Raw genomic sequence first — 18,413 nt, 5'->3', positions numbered from 1 at the left:
CTTGGATTTCGTCTCCTTTCTTCCGCAGCTTGGCGGGTATCTCTATGTGATTGCCAGCTTTGTGGTGGCGCTGTCGGTGATTGTGGCGGTGCATGAATATGGCCACTACATCGTCGGGCGCTGGTCCGGTATCCATGCCGAGGTGTTCTCGCTGGGGTTTGGACCGGTGCTGTTCTCCCGTGTCGACAAACGCGGCACCCGCTGGCAGGTGGCGCTGCTGCCATTTGGCGGCTACGTGAAGTTCCTTGGGGATGCCGATGCGGCCTCGGGCAAGGATGCGGATGCGATGGCAGATGCCGCCGCCGATCCGGTGGCGCTGCGGCGCACCATGCATGGCGCGCCGCTTTGGGCGCGGTCGGCAACGGTTGCGGCGGGGCCGGTGTTCAATTTCATCATGTCGGCGCTGATCTTTGCTGGCGTGTTCATGCTGCAAGGCACCATGCGCGATCCGCTGACCGTAGAGCGGCTGGTGCCGCTGCCGGGGCTGCAAACGGGTTTGCGCGAAGGCGATGCGCTGTTGCAGATCGAAGGGGTCGATGTGCCTTCACTGGAGGACGGCGTGGCCTTTACAGCCTTCCGTGATGCGGTGCCGGAGCAGCAGCCACTCACCTACACCGTGCTGCGGGATGAACGTGAGGTCGAGGTTGAAGGCCCCTATCCCTGGCCGCCGCATGTGCGCGGTGTGGCGCCGCGCAGTGCCGCTGCGGATATCGATCTGCAGCCGGGGGACGTGATCACCGCCGTTGATGGCGCTCCGATCTTTGCCTTCGATCAGCTGAAACGCGCCGTTGAAAGCGCGGAAGGCAAGGTCCTGCTGCTGGATGTCTGGCGCGCGGGCGAAGAGTTTGAGATGGCGCTGGCACCACGGCGCGTGGATGAGCCACAGCCAGAGGGCGGGTTTGCAACTCGCTGGCGCATGGGGATTGCCGGTGGTCTTGCCTTTGACCCGGCAACGGAGACGGTTGGTATTGGCGAGGCCCTCGGCGGCGGTGCGGCGCAGGTCTGGGGCGTGGTCGAAATGTCGCTTTCTGGTCTGGGGCATATGATCACCGGCGCGATCAGCACCTGCAACCTTTCCGGTCCGATTGGCATTGCTGAGACCTCCGGCGCGATGGCGAGCCAAGGGGCCGAAAGCTTCATCCGGTTTATCGCGGTGCTGTCCACGGCTGTCGGGCTGCTGAACCTGTTCCCGATCCCGGCGCTGGATGGCGGGCATCTGGTGTTCTACGCCTATGAGGCGGTCACCGGCAGGCCGCCCAATGATGCGGTGATGCGGATTCTGATGAGCGTGGGCATTGCGGCGATCCTTAGCCTGATGATGTTTGCGCTCTTCAACGACATTTTTTGCTAAGCGCTTTTTCGCCGACCGGGGCTGACCCGGTCGGTGCTACGGTCTGGGCGCGGATCCTGCAACGGGACGCGCGCCCAACTGTCGCCACATTCCCTTGTTAATCCTTTGGTAAGCCGCCGGTGGGCAGCGGCGTCGCAAATCGCGGCGCGGTTGCGGCGGATGTGGGATCATTATTGATAGTGGGAGAGTGGAGCCATGAGCACCCTGCAGATTACCAATACTGGATTTGGTCTATTTATGCGCCTCAACTGGGATCGCGCCATGTCTGTGGCGACGATTTTGGGCGCGCTCGCTGCCGGTGCCTGGATCGGCAGTCTCTGAGTTTTCAAGCCGTTGCAAGCGATCTGGCGCGTGGGGGCATCCCGCGCGCCTTTTTGTTGTTTTTGACAAGCGCGGATAAACCCGATACGCACGGATTAAGCTGTAAAAAAATCGGGTTTTGACTGATGGTTCGGGGGAAGCACACGGGTACATCCTGTGGGGGGCGCAAATTGGGTGCCCATATTTTGTATAGAAACGTATCTGCCGCGGCGCTGGCAATTGCTTTGGGATTTGTCCTGACGCCAGAGATCGCAGTGGCGCAGAGCTACAGTTTCACAAACGTTCAGGTCGAGGGCAATCAACGCATCCAGACCTCAACAATTGTGGCCTATACGGGCATTGAACGGGGGAAATCCGTCAGTGCCGGTCAGCTCAACGATGCCTACCAGCGTATTCTGGACAGCGGCGTCTTTGAGAGTGTCGAGATCGTGCCGCAGGGCAATACGCTGGTGATCAAGGTCACCGAGTTCCCGACCATCAACAAAATCAGCTTTGAGGGCAACCGCCGCATCAAGGATGACGCGATGCTGGCGCTGATCGAATCGGCGCCGCGCCGGGTGTTCAATCCAACCGTTGCCGAACGGGATGCGTCCAATCTCGCCGAAGCTTACGGCGCGCAGGGGCGACTGGCCTCGACCGTGACACCGCGCATTATTCGCCGCAGCGACAATCGTGTCGATCTGGTGTTCGAAATTTCTGAAGGCGACACCATCGAGGTTGAGCGCGTGTCTTTCGTGGGCAACCGGGTCTATTCCGACCGTCGCCTGCGCCGGGTTCTGGAAACCAAACAGGCAGGTCTGCTGCGGACCTTCATCCGGGCCGATACGCTGATCGAGGATCGTCTGGAATTCGACAAGCAGGTATTGCGCGATTTCTACCTGTCGCGCGGTTATGTGGATGTGCGCATCAACAGCACCAATGCCGAGGTGACCGAAGAACGCGATGCAGCCTTCCTGGTGGTGGATATCACCGAAGGTCAGCAATTTGAGTTCGGCGAGATTTCTGTCACCAGCGAGATGTCGGAAGCCGACGCCGATGAGTTCCGCAAGGTGCTGAAGGTCCGCCCCGGCGTGACTTATTCGCCAAGCGTGATCGAGAACGCGATCCGGCGTCTGGAAACATTTGCGATCCGCAAGGGCATCGATTTCCTTCGGGTGGAGCCACGCATCAGCCGCAACGATCGGGATCTGACCCTGGATGTCGATTTCGTTCTGACGCGCGGACCGCGCGTGTTTGTTGAGCGGATCGATATCGAAGGCAACACAACCACGCTGGACCGGGTGATCCGCCAGCAGTTCCGCACTGTGGAAGGTGACCCGTTCAACCCGCGCGAAATCCGTGAAAGTGCAGAACGTATCCGAGCGCTTGGGTTCTTTGAAACCGCAGAAGTGGACGTCCGTGAGGGTGGCAGCGCCGGTGAGGTGGTTGTCGATGTGGACGTCGAAGAGAAACCAACAGGCGCGCTGAGCCTTGGCGGGGCTTACTCGGTCAACGATGGTTTCGGCATCAGCCTGGGCCTGTCGGAGAACAATTTCCTGGGCCGTGGCCAGCGTCTGTCGTTCAACATCTCGACAGCACAGGATGCCGAAGAATACACCCTCGGCTTCACCGAGCCCTATCTGCTGGGCCGCGATCTGCGGTTTGATCTGGATCTGGGCTATGCGGAGACCGATTCCAGCTTTGCGCTGTATGATACCAAGCGGGCATTCTTCTCACCTGCACTGACCTTCCAGACCTCTGAGAACAGCAATCTTCAGGTGCGCTATACTTGGGATGAGGATGAGATGATCAGCCGGGGCGACGATTCTTCTGGCTTCCCGCTGGCCGGCCCTCTTGTCCGAAGCGAGATCAATCAGGGCGCCATCAACGCCAGTACCATCGGCTTTACCTATACGGTGGACAGTCGCCTGAACGGTCTGGATCCGAATTCGGGCTACCTGATCCAGGTCGGCGCTGACTATGCAGGGCTTGGGGGGGACTCCGAATATCTGCGCAGCACCGCGAAGTTTATTGCTCAGCGGCGCGTCTTCAACGAAGAGGTGACGCTCAGAGCGACAATCGAGGCTGGTGCATTCAGCTGGCAGGGGGACGGGTTCAGCCGGTCCATCGACCGGTTTGTTCTGTCTCCCAGCATTCTGCGTGGCTTTGAACCTGGCGGGATTGGCCCGCGGGATCAGTCGCCGAACGGAAGCGGTGGGAATTACAACGACTTCCTCGGCGGGAACTACTATGCGGCTGCGCGCTTTGATGCGGAATTCCCGCTGGGTCTGCCTGAAGAAATCGGTCTGCGCGGTGGTCTGTTCTATGATGTTGGCAACCTTTGGGGGCTGAACAACGCTGATACTGGCGCGGCTGGTGGCAATATCGTCGGGCGCGGTGGCTCCTATCGTCATGTTGTTGGCTTCTCACTGCTGTGGACGACCGGTTTTGGCCCCCTGCGGTTCAACTTCTCCAAGGCGCTGAAGAAAGAAGACTTCGACCAAGAGCAGAGCTTCGACTTGACGTTGCAGGCGCGGTTCTGATCGCAATGACACAAGCTGTGGACACACGGCACAGGGGGGCGCTGGCTGGTTGGCTGGCGCCTTTTCTGTGCTCTCTTGCGGTATTGCCGCTGGTGATCCAGCCCGGTGCAGCGCAGGAGGCGACGGTACCTGCAGCGGGATTTCCCATTGGGGAAACACTACAGCTGGGGGCGCCACAAACCGGGCTGTTGACCATCCATTCCGAGCGGCTCTATGCCGAGAGTGCGTTTGGCCAACGGGTCACGCAGGAGTTGGACGCCGAGGGGGCGGTGCTGACGGCGGAGAACCGCAGGATCGAGGCGGAACTGCGCGCGGAGGAGCTGGATCTGACGGAGCGGCGCAGCAGCATGGATCCCGAGGCCTTTCGCGCGTTGGCAGACGCCTTTGACAAGAAGGTGCAGGAAACCCGCCGCAATCAGGATCAGAAACTGCGCGGAATCAACCAGATTGGCGAAGACGCACGGCGCGATTTCTTCACCGCGTCCTTGCCGGTGCTACAGCAAATCATGTTGGAAGCGGGCGCCGGCGCCATTCTGGAGCACGCCAGCGTGTTCCTGAGTGCGGATGCTGCAGACGTGACGGACCTCGCGATTGCGCGGGTTAATGAAGTTCTGGGCGATGGCCGCGACAGTCAGGCTGAGGCCGACAGCGAGTGATCTGAAGACGTGAGTCTGACATAGTCTGCATCGGACCAGATCAGTCCGGATCAGCCCACCGGCTTGCCGAAGCTGTGGGCAGTTGCTAGGACATACCTAACATTCAGAAAACGGGAAAACCGCAATGACAACCGAGCTGAAAAGCGCCGACATTCACCTGATCCAGCGGATTCTGCCGCATCGTTACCCGTTTCTGCTGGTCGACAAAGTTGTCGAGATTGATGGCTATTCCTCGGCCTGTGGTATCAAGAACGTCACCATGAACGAACCGCATTTCCAGGGGCATTTTCCCGGCACACCGATCATGCCGGGCGTCACCATCGTTGAGGCGATGGCGCAGACCGCCGGGGTGATGCTGGGCGTTGGCATGGATATGATCGATACCGAGCTGCTGATCTATTTCATGAACATCGACAAATGCAAATTCCGCCGCAAGGTGATCCCCGGTGATGTGCTGAAAATGCGGGTCGAAACCACCCGTGGCAAGCCCGGTGGCAAGATCTTCAAGTTCAAGGGCGTGGCGACTGTTGATGGTGAAACGGCGGCAGAGGCTGAATTCTCTGCCATGGTCGACGTGCAAAAGGATTGACCCAGATGACCCGGATCCATCCCAGCGCGGTGATTGAAGAAGGGGCCAAGATTGGCGCGGATTGCGTCATCGGCCCGTTCTGCCTGATTGGCTCTGACGTCGTGCTTGGCGATCGGGTGGAGCTGAAATCCCACGTTGTGGTGACCGGTGATACCGAGATCGGCGAGGAAACGGTGGTGTTTTCCTTCGCTGTTCTGGGGGAGATCCCGCAGGATCTGAAGTTCAAGGGCGAGCGCTGCAAGACCGTGATCGGCAAGCGCAACCGCATCCGCGAACATGTGACGGTGAACGCCGGGACTGAGGGTGGCGGCGGCGTGACCCGGATTGGTGATGATGGTTTGTTTATGGCTGGTTGTCACATTGCCCATGACGCGCAGGTCGGGGATCGGGTGATTGTTGTGAACTCTGCTGCGGTCGCGGGCCATTGCGTGCTGGAAGATGACGTGATTATCGGCGGGCTTTCGGGGATTCACCAATGGGTGCGGATCGGTCATGGTGCCATCGTCGGCGCGGTCACAATGGTCACCAATGATGTGATTCCTTATGGGTTGGTACAGGCCCCGCGCGGGGAGCTGGACGGGCTGAACCTTGTCGGGTTGAAACGCCGGGGCGTGCAACGCTCTGATATCACCGCGCTGCGGGCCGCGTTTCAGATGCTGGCGCAGGGCGAAGGCACCTTTCAGGAGCGCGCGCGCCGTTTGGGTGCCGAAAGCGACAGCGAATACGTGCAGGAAATCGTCGAATTCATCACCGGTGAGAGCGACCGCTCTTTCCTGACGCCGGGAGGCTGATCACATGCTGGCATTGATTGCAGGGCAGGGCGCATTGCCCGCCGAACTGGCCGCACGCCTGTCTGATCGGCCGCTGATCTGCGCCATGCGTGGTTCGGAGCCGGATCATATTGAGGCGGAACTGACCTTTCGCCTGGAACAACTCGGCAGCTTTATCGCACGGTTGGCAGCCTCAGGTGTGACTGAGATTTGCCTGGCCGGGGCTGTGCGTCGTCCGGCGATTGAGCCGGCAGAAATCGACGCCGAGACCCTGCCGTTGGTGCCGGTTTTGCAGGGAGCCTTGGCCGCTGGTGATGATGGTGCACTGCGCGCAATCATCGGCATTTTTGAACAGGCCGGTATGAACGTACGTGCCGCCCATGAGGTGGCACCGGATCTGTTGATGGCCGAGGGCATTCCGACCGAGGTCAAACCGGGCGAGCTGGACAAGCCGGATGCAGAGCGCGGCGCTGAGGTTGTTGAGGCCATGAGCCGCGCCGATGTGGGGCAGTCCTGTGCCGTGCGCCGGGGGCAGGCGATTGCGGTGGAAAACCTCTTTGGCACAGACTGGATGTTGAACGCGCTGCAAAGCCGCCCCGATGGCACCGGGGGGCTGCTATTCAAAGCGCCCAAACCGGGGCAGGACCGCCGCGCGGATCTGCCCACCATTGGTGTACAGACGGTTGAGCTGGCTGCCAAGGCAGGCCTTGCCGGAATTGTGCTGGAAGCCGGCGGCGTTATCGTCCTGAACCAGGAGGACGTGGTCGCCACTTGCAACCGGTTGGGCCTGTTTCTCTGGCTGCGCAGCGCATGAGCCTACGGGTGTTCATCCTCGCAGGCGAGCCGTCTGGAGATCGCCTTGGCGGTGCGTTGATGGCCGGTCTGCGGCAGCTGTGCCCGGATGTTAGCTTTGAGGGGGTCGGCGGCGCGCTGATGGCTGAACAGGGGCTGGTCTCGCGCTTCGATATGTCGGAACTGTCGGTCATGGGGCTGGCAGAGGTGCTGCCGAAATACCGCCAGCTGAAGCGCCGCATTCGCGAAACCGCAGAGGCGGTTCTGGACATGAAGCCGGATGTGATGATCACCATCGACAGCCCGGATTTCTCCCTACGGGTCGCCGCATTGGTGAAAGAAGAAAGCAGTATTCGCACGGTACATTATGTGGCGCCCTCGGTCTGGGCCTGGCGCCCCAAGCGGGCGGAGAAGATGGCCAAGGTCATCGATCATGTGCTGGCACTGCTGCCGTTTGAGCCGCCTTATATGCAGGCGGCTGGCATGGAGTGTGATTTCGTTGGCCACCCCGTTGTGGGGGAGCCACAGGCCACGGCGGAGGAGATCGCCGCGTTTCGCCAGGCCTATCAGCTTGACGATACGCCAACTGTTCTGGCGCTGCCGGGATCGCGCCGCTCTGAGGTGACACGGCTGGCGCCGGTATTCGGCGCGGCGCTGAAGCAGTTTCAAGACAGCCATCCCGAATACCGGATCGTGGTGCCTGCTGCGGGTCCGGTTGCCGATCTGGTGCGCAGCCATCTCGCGGAATGGTCGGATACCGCGGTGGTGATCGACCCCAATACGCTGGACGGCGAGGTGGCCAAGGCGCATAAACGCGCGGCTTTTGCGGCGGCGGATCTGGCGCTTGCGGCTTCTGGTACGGTCTCGCTGGAGCTGGCGGCGGCGCGCACCCCAATGGTGATCGCCTATAAGTTCCAGTGGCTCACCTGGCATATCATGCGGCGCATGGCGTTGATTGACACCGTCACGCTGGTCAATCTGGTCAGCGATACCCGCGTGGTGCCGGAATGCCTTGGTCCTGAGTGTACGCCGGAGGCTATCGCCAAGGCGTTGATCAAGGTCAAGGCGGCGCCATCCGCGCAATCCTCTTCCATGGCCACCACGATGGAGCGGCTGGGTGAGGGGGGCGAAGACCCGGGTCTGCGCGCGGCACGCGCCGTGTTGGATCGTCTGTCTGCGCAGACCTCCGTCGCCTCCTGAAGCCTGCCGGATGCAGAGCCTCCGGCGGGTGGCCTCTCGTAGCGCGGGCGCTATGCACCCGCGCGGCGCGCGCCGCAATGCGGGTGGCTGAGCATTTGCCGTTGGGTGTGGTGTTGTGATGGATTTTGTTATGCTGAGATGCGCCTAAGGGCAGGTCTGCCCTCAGGCGCTATCTCGATTTTGGTTTTATGGAGGATCTGTCAAGGACAAGCCGCGCGTTCCGCGCGGAGGCTGCGCCTTCCCTGACAGACGCACCGTGTTAGTGGCCGTGTCAGTAGCCGCGCCAGATCCAGCCGCCGCCAAAGATACGGCTGCCCTCTTCAGCGTAGAACACGCAGGCCTGTCCGGGGGAGATACCTTCCTCCGGGGTCAGCAGTTCGACCTCGGCTTCGGTCTCCGAAATCGGGCGGATGATGGCGTCACGTGGGGGCCGGGTGGAGCGGACCTTGACCTTCAGATGCCATTCGTCGCGGCTGGTGAACGGCTCATCGCCGAGCCAGTTGATTTCCCGCACCGGGATGGTGCGGGTGGCCAGCAGCTCCTTGGGGCCGACCACCACCTGTTTGGTGTCCACATCCAGCTTCACCACGTAAAGCGGCTCGCTCAGCCCGCCGATGCCAAGGCCACGGCGCTGTCCGATGGTATAGTGGATGACGCCATCATGGGTGCCCAGCACCCGGCCATCGGAATGCACAATCTCGCCCGGCTCTGCCGCACCGGGGCGCAGTTTTTCGATCACGCTGGCGTAATCGCCATTCGGCACAAAGCAGATGTCCTGGCTGTCGGGCTTATCCGCGACGGCCAGACCGTACTGAGACGCCATCTCGCGGGTGGCGTCCTTGGAGGGCAGATGACCGAGCGGAAAGCGCAGATAATCCAGCTGCTCTGGTGTGGTGGAAAACAGGAAGTAGCTCTGGTCGCGATTGGCGTCCTCGGCGGAATGCAGCTCTGGCCCGTTTGGTCCATCCTTGCGCTGGATATAGTGGCCGGTGGCCATGCAATCGGCCTCCAGATCGCGGGCCGTTTCCAGCAGATCCTTGAACTTCACCCGTTCATTACAGCGGATACAGGGCACCGGGGTTGCGCCAGCCAGATAGCTGTCGGCGAACTCATCAATGACCGCATCCTTAAAAATGTTCTCATAATCCAGCACGTAATGCGGGAAGCCGCGCTCCTCGGCGACTCGGCGGGCATCGTGGATATCGATGCCGGCACAGCAGGCACCTTTCTTCGCAAGTGCCGCACCGTGATCGTAGAGCTGCAGGGTCACACCCACCACATCATAGCCCTCATCGGCTAAATGTGCAGCAACAACAGAGCTGTCGACGCCGCCGGACATGGCCACGACCACCCGAGTTTCGGCAGGTGGTTTGGCAAAGCCAAGCGAATTCAGTTGGGGATGTGCATCCTGCGCCATCAGGCGACTCCTCGGATATGTAGGAAAGACACCGCAGAATATAGGAAAATCCTAATGATCCTCAAGGGGCAGGTTCATCCCTCCTTAAGGCGTTTGCGCGAAATGTGGGGACGGACCAATTTCGATGATCCACACGAAGGAAGAGAAGATGTTCTTGAAGAAAGTCGATGGCCCCCGCGCTGTGACCCTGCCGGATGGCACGGTGATGACACGCGCGGACCTGCCGCCAAAGACCACACGGCGTTGGGTGGCATCGCGCAAGGCGGCTGTTGTGCGCGGTGTACTCTACGGCTTGATCCCGCAGAGCGAGGCATTGCGCCGCTATGGCCTGAGCGAGGAGGAGTTTCGCAGCTGGGTTTCTGCTGTTGCCGACTTTGGTGAGGACGCCCTGAAAGCCACCCGTCTTAAAGACTATCGTAAATCCTGACGCAAAAAAATCATTCACACTTGAGGTGATCGCGCAAATTAACCATCATGGTAACGGGCCATTAACTTTTTTCCAGCAAGGTTAATTCGACCTGAGGGAAACAGTGTACAGGCGGAGAAAATAATATGCGCATTCTTCTTGTTGAGGATGATCCAACAACGGCGAAGAGCATTGAGTTGATGCTGACTCATGCGAACCTCAACGTTTATTCGACCGATCTCGGCGAAGAGGGGATCGATCTTGCCAAACTATATGATTACGATCTGATCCTGCTGGATCTTAACCTGCCCGATATGAACGGCCACGAGGTGCTGCGGCAGCTGCGGATGGCTCGTATCGAGACGCCGATCCTGATCCTGTCCGGTGCCGATGACACCGAGAACAAGATCAAGGGCTTTGGCTTCGGGGCCGATGACTATCTGACGAAACCCTTCCATCGCGAGGAACTGGTGGCCCGTATTCACGCCATCATCCGCCGCTCCAAGGGGCATTCGCAATCAATCATCAACACCGGCAAGATCTCCGTTAATCTGGACGCCAAGACGGTTGAGGTGGGCGGCAAAGCCGTACATCTGACCGGCAAGGAATATCAGATGCTTGAGCTGCTGAGCCTGCGGAAGGGAACCACCCTGACAAAGGAAATGTTCCTCAACCATCTCTATGGCGGTATGGATGAACCTGAGTTGAAGATCATCGACGTGTTCATCTGCAAGCTGCGCAAGAAGCTGAGCACGGCGACAGGTGGTGACAACTACATCGAAACGGTCTGGGGGCGGGGCTATGTGCTGCGCGATCCGCAGGACGATCAGATGTCCGGTGGCCATCGGATGGCTGTAGGGGCCTGAGACGGCACTCTACCACCCTAAATTGACACCCGAACGATCCCGCCACGGCGGGATTTTTCACATCTGCAAGCCGTGCTGCGGCTGGACGCGATGGCGTCACCGTCCTATCACCTAGCTAAGACAAAGCGAGGCGAGAACCGTGACACAGTCAGGCAATAACAATCTTAAGAGTTTGACCAGCGACGAAGCCCGCGCCCGTTTCCTGTTGCTACAGGACGAATTGCGCGCCGCCGATCTTGCCTATCATCAGGCGGATGATCCGGAGATCAGCGACGCCGACTATGATGCCAAAAAACGTGAATATCGCGCGCTTGCCGAGCATTTTCCGGAACTGGCCGATGGGGCAACCGCACTTGAGACGGTCGGTGCGCCGGTGGCCTCCGGCTTTGGCAAGATCACCCATGCGCAGCGGATGATGTCACTGGGCAACGCGTTTGACGATGAGGATGTGCGCGACTTTGACAAGGGGCTACGCAAATACCTGGGCCTCGGCGCATCAGATCCGCTCGCCTATACGGCAGAGCCGAAAATCGACGGGTTGTCGCTGTCGCTGCGCTATGAGAATGGCAAGCTGATCCATGCCGCCACCCGCGGGGATGGCGCGGTGGGGGAGAATGTCACTGAAAACGCCCGCACAATTGCTGATATCCCGCAAGAGATCGCTGCTGCACCGGCGGTGCTGGAGGTGCGGGGCGAAGTCTATATGAGCCATGAGGATTTCGCGGCGCTGAACGATCGTCACGCTGCGCAGGGGGGCAAGACATTTGCCAATCCGCGCAATGCGGCGGCGGGATCGTTGCGCCAGCTGAATGCGGAGATCACCCGGTCGCGGCCGCTGCGCTTTTTTGCCTATAGCTGGGGCGAGCTGTCGGAACCTTTGGCAGAGACACAGTTTGAGGCGCTCACGCGGCTACGGGAGATGGGATTTCAGACCAACCCGCTGACCAAATATTGCAGCACGACAGACGCGCTGATCGCGCAGTACCGCCTGATCGAGGCGCAGCGCACGACGCTGGGCTATGATATTGACGGCGTGGTCTACAAGGTCGATGCGCTGGCGTTGCAGGCGCGTCTCGGCTTCCGCTCAACCACGCCGCGATGGGCGATCGCGCATAAATTCCCTGCGGAACTGGCCTGGACGCGGCTGGAGGGCATCGACATTCAGGTGGGACGTACCGGCGCACTCAGCCCGGTGGCCCGGTTGCAGCCGGTCACCGTGGGCGGCGTCGTTGTCTCCAACGCGACATTGCACAATGAGGACTATATTGCCGGGCTGGATTCCAAGGGTGAAGAGATCCGCGACGGCAAGGATATCCGGATCGGCGACTGGGTGCAGGTCTATCGTGCAGGGGATGTGATCCCCAAGATTGCCGATGTGGATCTGCCCAAACGCCCCGAGGACGCGGTGCCTTTTGCCTTCCCTGCGGCGTGTCCTGAGTGCGGAAGTGATGCGGTCCGCGAGGAGGGGGATGCGGTGCGTCGATGTACGGGTGGTCTGATCTGCCCTGCACAAGCGGTTGAAAAACTGAAGCATTTCGTCTCGCGCAAAGCCTTTGATATTGACGGTCTGGGTGCGAAGCAGATCGAAGCCTTCTATGGTGACGCGGTGCTGGCGATCAAAACGCCTGCTGATATCTTCACCCTTCAGGCGCGTGATGCAAAGACCCTCGCCAAGTTGAAAAACCGCGACGGCTGGGGCGAGACCTCGGCTGCGAATCTGTTTGCCGCGATTGAGGAAAAGCGCCGGATTGAGCTGGCTCGGCTGATCTTCGGCCTTGGGATTCGTCATGTGGGCGAGGTCGGCGCGCGCGATCTGGCGCTGCATTATGCTGATTGGGACGCGATGGCTGCGGCGGTGGATACGGCCCGTCCGGCGGCGCTTGCGCAACGGGCCGGGGATGAGGCCGAGGACCGCGAACGGGTCGCGGCCGCGCAGGAGAACCGCCGCGCCCGGATCAAGGAGGCGCGCGACCGTGCCGTTGCGACGCTGAATGTGCCGTCAGAGGCCCGCGCGGCGTGGGACGACCTGACGGGGATTGACGGAATTGGCGCCACGCTTGGGGTGTCGCTGTCCGATGCCTTTGCCAATACCGAAGAACGGGCCGCCTTTGACGCCTTGCGCGGCCATCTGGACATTATCCCACCGGAGGCGCCCCAGAATGACAGTCCGGTGACCGGGCTGACGGTGGTGTTTACCGGCACGTTGGAGAAGATGACCCGAGCAGAGGCCAAGGCCCGCGCCGAAGGTCTGGGTGCCAAAGTGGCCGGCTCGGTATCGAAGAAAACCGATATTCTGGTCGCAGGCCCCGGTGCCGGTTCAAAGGAGCAGAAAGCCCGTGATCTAGGGGTGCGGATTCTGGATGAGGACGGCTGGCTGGAGCTGATTGCAGGCGCATGAGCGGCAGACCAGAGATCCTGTTTCCGCTGTTCGCCGGGTTGGAAACGCTTCAGGGGATCGGCCCGAAGACGGCGCAACATTTCGCGCAGATTGATATAGAGACACCGCGTGACCTGTTGTATTCGCTGCCTTATTCGATTGTGGATCGCCGTCGTCGCGACAGTATTCGCGGGCTTGATTACCCCACGGTTGCCACGGTGGAGGTCACCATCGGTGCCCATCGACCTGCCCGCAACAAGGGCGGTGCCTACCGCATTCATGTGAGCGATGCTGAGGAAGAGTTCCAGCTTGTGTTCTTCCACGGGCGCAGCCGTTATCTGGAGGCACAACTGCCGGAGGGCGCGCGCCGGGTGGTGTCGGGCAAGCTGGAGCTGTTTGATGGCATGGCGCAGATGGTGCATCCCGACCATATGGTGCCGGTGGCGGAGGCCGGTGATATTCCGGAGTTTGAGCCGGTCTATCATCTGACTCATGGGGTCTCGCAAAAGACGATGTTCAAAGCAGCGCAAAGCGCGCTGTCCCGGCTGCCGGAGCTTCAGGAATGGGCCGATCCCTCGCAGGTTCGCAAGGAGGACTGGCCGACCTGGCAAGAGGCCCTGGTTGCCGCCCATACCCCGGATGGGATGGATGCGCTGGCGGCAGAGGCGCCGGGGCGGACGCGACTGGCCTATGATGAGCTGTTTGCCCATCAGTTGACGTTGGCTCTGGCGCGGCTGCGGGATCGCGCACTGCCCGGGCGCAGCAGCCTCGCCAATGGGACCTTGCAATCGCGGGTGCTGGGGGCCTTACCGTATCGTCCGACCGGCGCGCAGGCCCGCGCCATTGATGAGATCACCGCTGATATGGCGCGGGACGCGCGTATGAACCGCTTGCTGCAAGGTGATGTTGGTGCCGGGAAAACTCTGGTTGCTTTCATGGCCTTGCTGGTCGCAGTTGAAGCGGGTGGGCAGGGCGTGATGATGGCTCCGACTGAAATTTTGGCCCGTCAGCATCTGGAGGCGCTGCGCCCACTTGCGGAAACCGCTGGCGTGGTGCTGGAGATTTTGACCGGTCGCGACAAAGGCCGCGAACGGGCTGCGAAATGCGCGGCGCTGGCGCGGGGGGATATCCAGATTCTGGTGGGCACCCATGCGGTGTTTCAGGCGGATGTGGCGTTTCAGGATCTGCGTCTGGCGATTGTCGATGAGCAGCACAGGTTTGGTGTGCGCCAGCGGATGGAGCTGGCTGAAAAGGGCAAGGGCGCGGATGTTCTGGTGATGACCGCAACGCCGATCCCACGGTCTCTCGCGTTGACGCAATATGGCGATATGGATGTCTCGATGCTGGATGAAAAGCCACCGGGGCGCAAACCGGTGAAAACCGCCGTCATCAGTACAGAGCGGATGCAGGAGGTTGTCAGCCACCTGCGGGGGGCCATCGATGAAGGGCGGCAATGCTATTGGGTCTGCCCTCTTGTCGAAGAATCCGAGGTGATGGACCTCACCGCCGCCGAGGAGCGATTCAAGCAGCTGCGCGCGGTGCTGGGAGAGGGGGTGGTCGGACTGGTTCACGGGCAGATGCCAGCGGCAGAGAAAGACGCCGCCATGGCGGCGTTTCAGGCCGGTGAGACCAAGGTTCTGGTCGCGACCACAGTGATTGAGGTGGGGGTCAACGTGCCCAATGCGTCGATCATGGTGATTGAACGGGCAGAGATCTTTGGCCTAGCGCAGCTGCACCAGCTGCGTGGGCGTGTCGGACGGGGAGAGGCGGCCTCAACCTGTCTGCTGCTCTATCAGGCGCCGCTTAGCAAGGGGGGGCAGAAACGTCTGGAGATCCTGCGCGAAACCGAGGACGGTTTTCGCATTGCTGAGACCGATCTGGAGATGCGTGGTGCGGGTGATGTTATCGGCACCGCGCAATCGGGCCTGCCGCGATTCCGTATCGCTGATCTGGACCGTCAGGCAGGTCTGATGGCAGTGGCGCAAAGTGATGCGCGGGCGTTGCTGGCCTCTGATCCCGATCTGTCCAGCCCTCGGGGGCAGGCGGCGCGGGTTCTTCTGTGGCTGATGAAGCAGGACCAGGCAATTCGTTTGATTTCCGTGGGTTAATCTCAACTCAGCTTAGAGGCGGCACAGAAAACGCGGCATCCGCTGTCGGCGTTTCTATTGCTGTTCCGTTCCATGGTCCCCGGTGTTCGCAAATGTTCTCATAAAGTTCTTTACAGGTTCCACTGAATATGAGAACAAATAGGCAACAAGACGCCAGAGAGCGATAGCAAGACAGACAGGAGGACGTACCATGATGACCCAAATCAAGACGACTGTTCAGAATGCCCAATCGACACTGCTGCAAGACGCCATTGGCGCGGCGGCTCTGGTTGTGATGCTGGTGGCGGGATTGCACCTGCCCGGGCTGCTGTAGGGCCGCGACGCTGCCAGCCGTAAGATTTCAGATTTCCTGATCGCACTCTTTATGCCGGACGGGGCCGCCTGTCCCAAGCCTGCCCGGTTTGCCTGCCGGTCTGGCCGACCTGCCTCAGGTCAACAGGTCCCGTTCGGGTCCCGCATAAGAGAGCATACTGCCGCCGCCACCCCTTGGGTGTGCGGCGGTTTTTTCGGTGAGTGTACAGAAACCGGGGTGAGATACGGGCGGGCAGATCGCAGCGCAGGCGCGCGTGCTGCGGATCGGCGGCGGGTGCAGGTGTTGCCTTGTCAGGCGCAGGTCTGTTCCTGATGGGTCTGCATCGCCTCGTAGGTGGCATCCAATGCCAACAGGATCGAGGCGTGGCGGTTCTTGAATTCCCGCGCCGGGATCAGGACCTCAAACCCGTCAAAGGGGGCATCGGGAACTGGCCCATCCTCGGTCAGCATTGCCTTCAGCTGCTGGCGGGCCTGCGCGATCTCAGGCAGGGTGCGGCCAAGGATGACCTCACCGACAACAGCGGCGGAGGCCTGACCCAGCGCGCAGGCTTTCACGTCCTGACCAAAGGCGGCGATTGCGCCCTCCTTGATCTGCAGATCCACCGTCACCGTCGAGCCACAGAGGGGAGAGCGTTTTTTCACCGTCACATCCGGGGTGTCGAGCCGGTCCAGATGGGGAATATCGGCGGCCAGCGCCAGGATCCGTGAGGAGTAGAGTTTTATCAGATCGGTCTCGCCGGACATGGGGTACCTCGGGCTTTCCCTTATGCGCTGTTCCCAATACATAGGGGGCCAGTTCCCAGATGCAAAAGGTTTTTGCCATGTCCTTTGATCCTCTTAGCCTAAAGTATAATGAGGCCGGTCTGATCCCCTGCATTGCGCAGGAGGAAGACAGCGGTGAGGTCCTGATGATGGCCTGGATGAATGCTGATGCGGTGATGAAAACACTGGAGAGCGGCAGAGTCACCTATTGGTCACGGTCCCGTCAGGCATTCTGGGTCAAGGGGGAAAGCTCCGGCCATGTGCAGGCGCTGGTGGATCTGCGGGTGGATTGCGACCGCGATTGCCTTCTGGCGGTGGTGCGACAGAGCGGTCCTGCCTGTCACACCAACCGACGCAGTTGTTTCTACACCGCCATTCGCGATGGCGAAGAGGTGGAGTTGATGCAGCCGATGGTCTAAGGCGTGCTGAAAGCTGGAGACGGCCCGGAGGGGCCGTGCCTCCGGCGGGGATATTTTTAGCCAGAAGATGGGGCGGGGCGGGCCTCAATGAGGCCAACCAGGGCGCGGATATCCTGCGGGGTAGCGCCTTCGGCGCGGTATTTGGCGATAGCGCGGGCATCGTCGCGTTTGGCGAGGCGCTTGCCCTGCTCGTCGCGGATCAGATTGTGATGGTGGTAGGTCGGTGTTGGCAGGCCAAGCAGCGCTTGCAGCAGCACGTGGATCTGCGTGGCCTCAAACAGATCTGCGCCCCGCACCACATGGGTGATATGCTGGTCGGCGTCATCTACCACCACCGAGAGATGATAGGCGCTGCCCATGCCGCGCCGCACGAGGATGATATCGCCGACGGTTGTTATCAGCCGCCGGGGGTCCATTGGGTATTGGCCGTTATATGTCTCTCCGGTCTCGGTGAAGGGCCGCAGCCGAGCAGCGTTTACAGCGCTCTCCATGTTGAGGCGGATCACATCTTCGGCGCCAGCCTCCGCCATCAGGCGGTTCCGGCAGGTGCCGGGGTAGATGCGCCCATCGGGGCCGAATTGTGGGACACCTTCTTGCGGCGCACCTGCGGCGGCCTCGATATCACGGCGATTGCAGCGGCAGGGATAGGTGAGTCCCATAGCGGTCAGCTGATCAAGCGTGGCCCGGTAGCGGGGCAGCCGCTGTGATTGCCGCATCACCGGCTGCGGCCAGTTAAGGCCCAGCCAGGTGAGATCCTCATAGATCTGCTGTTCCCAGTGCGGGCGGGACCGGGCCGTGTCGATGTCCTCAATCCGCAGCAGAAAACGGCCACCGTTGGCCTTTGCCATATCATGCGCCAGAAGTGCGGAATAGGCGTGGCCCAGATGCAGTGGTCCAGTTGGCGACGGGGCAAAGCGGGTGGCGAATATCAAGACTTCTCAATTACGTAGACTGTGGACTTAAGGTCAATACCGGGCAGGTGATCGCCGTGCTCCCGAGATAGCAATCGCGCGGCGGAACAGTCCAGCCATTCGTTGAGTTTCCCGGTGTAGGCCGGGTCTTCCAACGCGTGGTCATTGTAGGAAAACACAAATAACCCACCCCGTGGCAGGGCGTGCATAATCATGTCAAATACGGCTGGTGGGGCGGCACCGGTGCCCAATACGCCGCAGCCGGTGATCAGACGATAGGCACCTTTGGCGATTGGTTGGGGGTCCGTGACCTCGATCTGCGTCAGTCGTCGATAGGCGCCTTTGCCACGGGCCTGTTCCAGCATTTCCCTGGAGGGTTCCATCCCGTCGATGGTCTGAAATCCCTGGCGCCGCAGGGCGAGGCCCGACAGGCCGGTGCCGCAGCCAAAATCCAGAACCGGTTCGGTCGCATCAGAATGAGCGCCTGCCAAAGCCTCGGCAATGCGTCCCCGTGTGGCATATCCATTCTCGGCGATCTCGGCGTCATAGGAAGCGGCCCAGTCATCGTAATGTTTCTGGGTCGCTTCCAGTGTGTCAAGGTCATAGGCCTTGTCCAGAAACTTTTCACTCATAC

Annotated in this window: 18 protein-coding genes; 14 read left to right on the top strand and 4 right to left on the bottom strand. The window is 60.7% G+C overall.

Going from position 1 to position 18,413, the window contains the following annotated elements; translation table 11 throughout:
• Position 1: 1 nt before the first annotated feature.
• From rseP to lpxB, 8 genes are all read left to right on the top strand, one after another.
• Complete coding sequence (gene rseP / locus INHI_RS0108715; RefSeq protein ID WP_027247394.1) at positions 2-1,351, top strand: RIP metalloprotease RseP; 1,350 nt, start codon at positions 2-4, stop codon at positions 1,349-1,351.
• A gap of 195 nt (positions 1,352-1,546) precedes the next feature.
• A complete protein-coding gene (locus tag INHI_RS21380; RefSeq protein ID WP_024097395.1) occupies positions 1,547-1,672 on the top strand; it encodes a hypothetical protein in 126 nt (41 codons plus the stop codon).
• 125 nt (positions 1,673-1,797) lie between these two features.
• A complete protein-coding gene (gene bamA, locus INHI_RS0108705; protein ID WP_014874542.1) occupies positions 1,798-4,194 on the top strand; it encodes an outer membrane protein assembly factor BamA in 2,397 nt (798 codons plus the stop codon).
• Positions 4,195-4,199: 5 nt separating this feature from the next.
• Positions 4,200-4,850 carry an OmpH/Skp family outer membrane protein gene (locus tag INHI_RS0108700; protein ID WP_027247393.1) on the top strand — a complete coding sequence of 217 codons (651 nt, stop codon included), beginning with the start codon at positions 4,200-4,202 and terminating at the stop codon, positions 4,848-4,850.
• 124 nt (positions 4,851-4,974) lie between these two features.
• Positions 4,975-5,439, top strand: coding sequence for a 3-hydroxyacyl-ACP dehydratase FabZ (gene fabZ / locus INHI_RS0108695; protein ID WP_014874544.1), 465 nt, complete (start codon positions 4,975-4,977; stop codon positions 5,437-5,439).
• A 5-nt stretch (positions 5,440-5,444) separates the two neighbouring features.
• Positions 5,445-6,230 (top strand): acyl-ACP--UDP-N-acetylglucosamine O-acyltransferase, encoded by a 786-nt coding sequence (gene lpxA / locus INHI_RS0108690; RefSeq protein ID WP_014874545.1) that lies wholly within the window; start codon positions 5,445-5,447, stop codon positions 6,228-6,230.
• Positions 6,231-6,234: 4 nt separating this feature from the next.
• A complete protein-coding gene (locus tag INHI_RS0108685) occupies positions 6,235-7,023 on the top strand; it encodes an LpxI family protein (protein WP_014874546.1) in 789 nt (262 codons plus the stop codon).
• The gene (gene lpxB, locus INHI_RS0108680; RefSeq protein WP_027247392.1) at positions 7,020-8,201 is read left to right on the top strand and encodes a lipid-A-disaccharide synthase; all 1,182 of its coding nucleotides are present in this window, start codon (positions 7,020-7,022) and stop codon (positions 8,199-8,201) included. The genes INHI_RS0108685 and lpxB overlap by 4 nt, the downstream gene beginning before the upstream one ends.
• 271 nt (positions 8,202-8,472) lie before the next feature.
• Here the strand turns inward: lpxB and mnmA are convergent, their stop codons facing one another.
• Positions 8,473-9,618, bottom strand: a complete 1,146-nt coding sequence (gene mnmA / locus INHI_RS0108675) for a tRNA 2-thiouridine(34) synthase MnmA (RefSeq protein ID WP_014879907.1) — start codon at positions 9,616-9,618, stop codon at positions 8,473-8,475.
• A gap of 148 nt (positions 9,619-9,766) precedes the next feature.
• Between mnmA and sciP the strand changes: the two genes are divergently transcribed.
• The 5 genes from sciP (at position 9,767) to INHI_RS21375 (ending at position 15,688) form a co-directional block, all read left to right on the top strand.
• Complete coding sequence (sciP, locus tag INHI_RS0108670; protein ID WP_014879908.1) at positions 9,767-10,045, top strand: CtrA inhibitor SciP; 279 nt, start codon at positions 9,767-9,769, stop codon at positions 10,043-10,045.
• A 125-nt stretch (positions 10,046-10,170) separates the two neighbouring features.
• Positions 10,171-10,890 carry a response regulator transcription factor CtrA gene (gene ctrA / locus INHI_RS0108665; protein WP_014874550.1) on the top strand — a complete coding sequence of 240 codons (720 nt, stop codon included), beginning with the start codon at positions 10,171-10,173 and terminating at the stop codon, positions 10,888-10,890.
• Positions 10,891-11,029: 139 nt separating this feature from the next.
• Positions 11,030-13,288: an NAD-dependent DNA ligase LigA gene (gene ligA, locus INHI_RS0108660; RefSeq protein WP_036766992.1), complete on the top strand. Its 2,259-nt coding sequence runs from the start codon at positions 11,030-11,032 to the stop codon at positions 13,286-13,288.
• Positions 13,285-15,375, top strand: a complete 2,091-nt coding sequence (gene recG / locus INHI_RS0108655; protein ID WP_014879910.1) for an ATP-dependent DNA helicase RecG — start codon at positions 13,285-13,287, stop codon at positions 15,373-15,375. The genes ligA and recG overlap by 4 nt, the downstream gene beginning before the upstream one ends.
• A gap of 190 nt (positions 15,376-15,565) precedes the next feature.
• Complete coding sequence (locus INHI_RS21375) at positions 15,566-15,688, top strand: hypothetical protein (protein ID WP_024097384.1); 123 nt, start codon at positions 15,566-15,568, stop codon at positions 15,686-15,688.
• A gap of 290 nt (positions 15,689-15,978) precedes the next feature.
• On the opposite strand, the gene INHI_RS0108645 is transcribed toward INHI_RS21375, so the two are convergent.
• Entirely contained in the window at positions 15,979-16,431 is a 453-nt protein-coding gene (locus INHI_RS0108645; protein ID WP_027247390.1) for an iron-sulfur cluster assembly scaffold protein, read from the bottom strand.
• Positions 16,432-16,490: 59 nt separating this feature from the next.
• Here INHI_RS0108645 and hisI point away from each other — a divergent pair, with 59 nt between their 5' ends.
• The gene (gene hisI / locus INHI_RS0108640; RefSeq protein ID WP_014874554.1) at positions 16,491-16,868 is read left to right on the top strand and encodes a phosphoribosyl-AMP cyclohydrolase; all 378 of its coding nucleotides are present in this window, start codon (positions 16,491-16,493) and stop codon (positions 16,866-16,868) included.
• Between the two features lie 56 nt (positions 16,869-16,924).
• Here the strand turns inward: hisI and gluQRS are convergent, their stop codons facing one another.
• Both gluQRS and INHI_RS0108630 read right to left on the bottom strand, forming a co-directional pair.
• Positions 16,925-17,800: a tRNA glutamyl-Q(34) synthetase GluQRS gene (gene gluQRS / locus INHI_RS0108635; protein WP_027247389.1), complete on the bottom strand. Its 876-nt coding sequence runs from the start codon at positions 17,798-17,800 to the stop codon at positions 16,925-16,927.
• Positions 17,797-18,411 (bottom strand): class I SAM-dependent DNA methyltransferase, encoded by a 615-nt coding sequence (locus tag INHI_RS0108630; RefSeq protein WP_027247388.1) that lies wholly within the window; start codon positions 18,409-18,411, stop codon positions 17,797-17,799. The genes gluQRS and INHI_RS0108630 overlap by 4 nt, the downstream gene beginning before the upstream one ends.
• Positions 18,412-18,413 lie beyond the last annotated feature (2 nt).

Source organism: Phaeobacter inhibens DSM 16374 (genome assembly GCF_000473105.1).
Classification (GTDB): Bacteria; Pseudomonadota; Alphaproteobacteria; order Rhodobacterales; family Rhodobacteraceae; genus Phaeobacter; species Phaeobacter inhibens.
The sequence above is the reverse complement of the archived record's forward strand: the minus strand, read 5'-3'. Positions and strand labels throughout refer to the sequence as shown.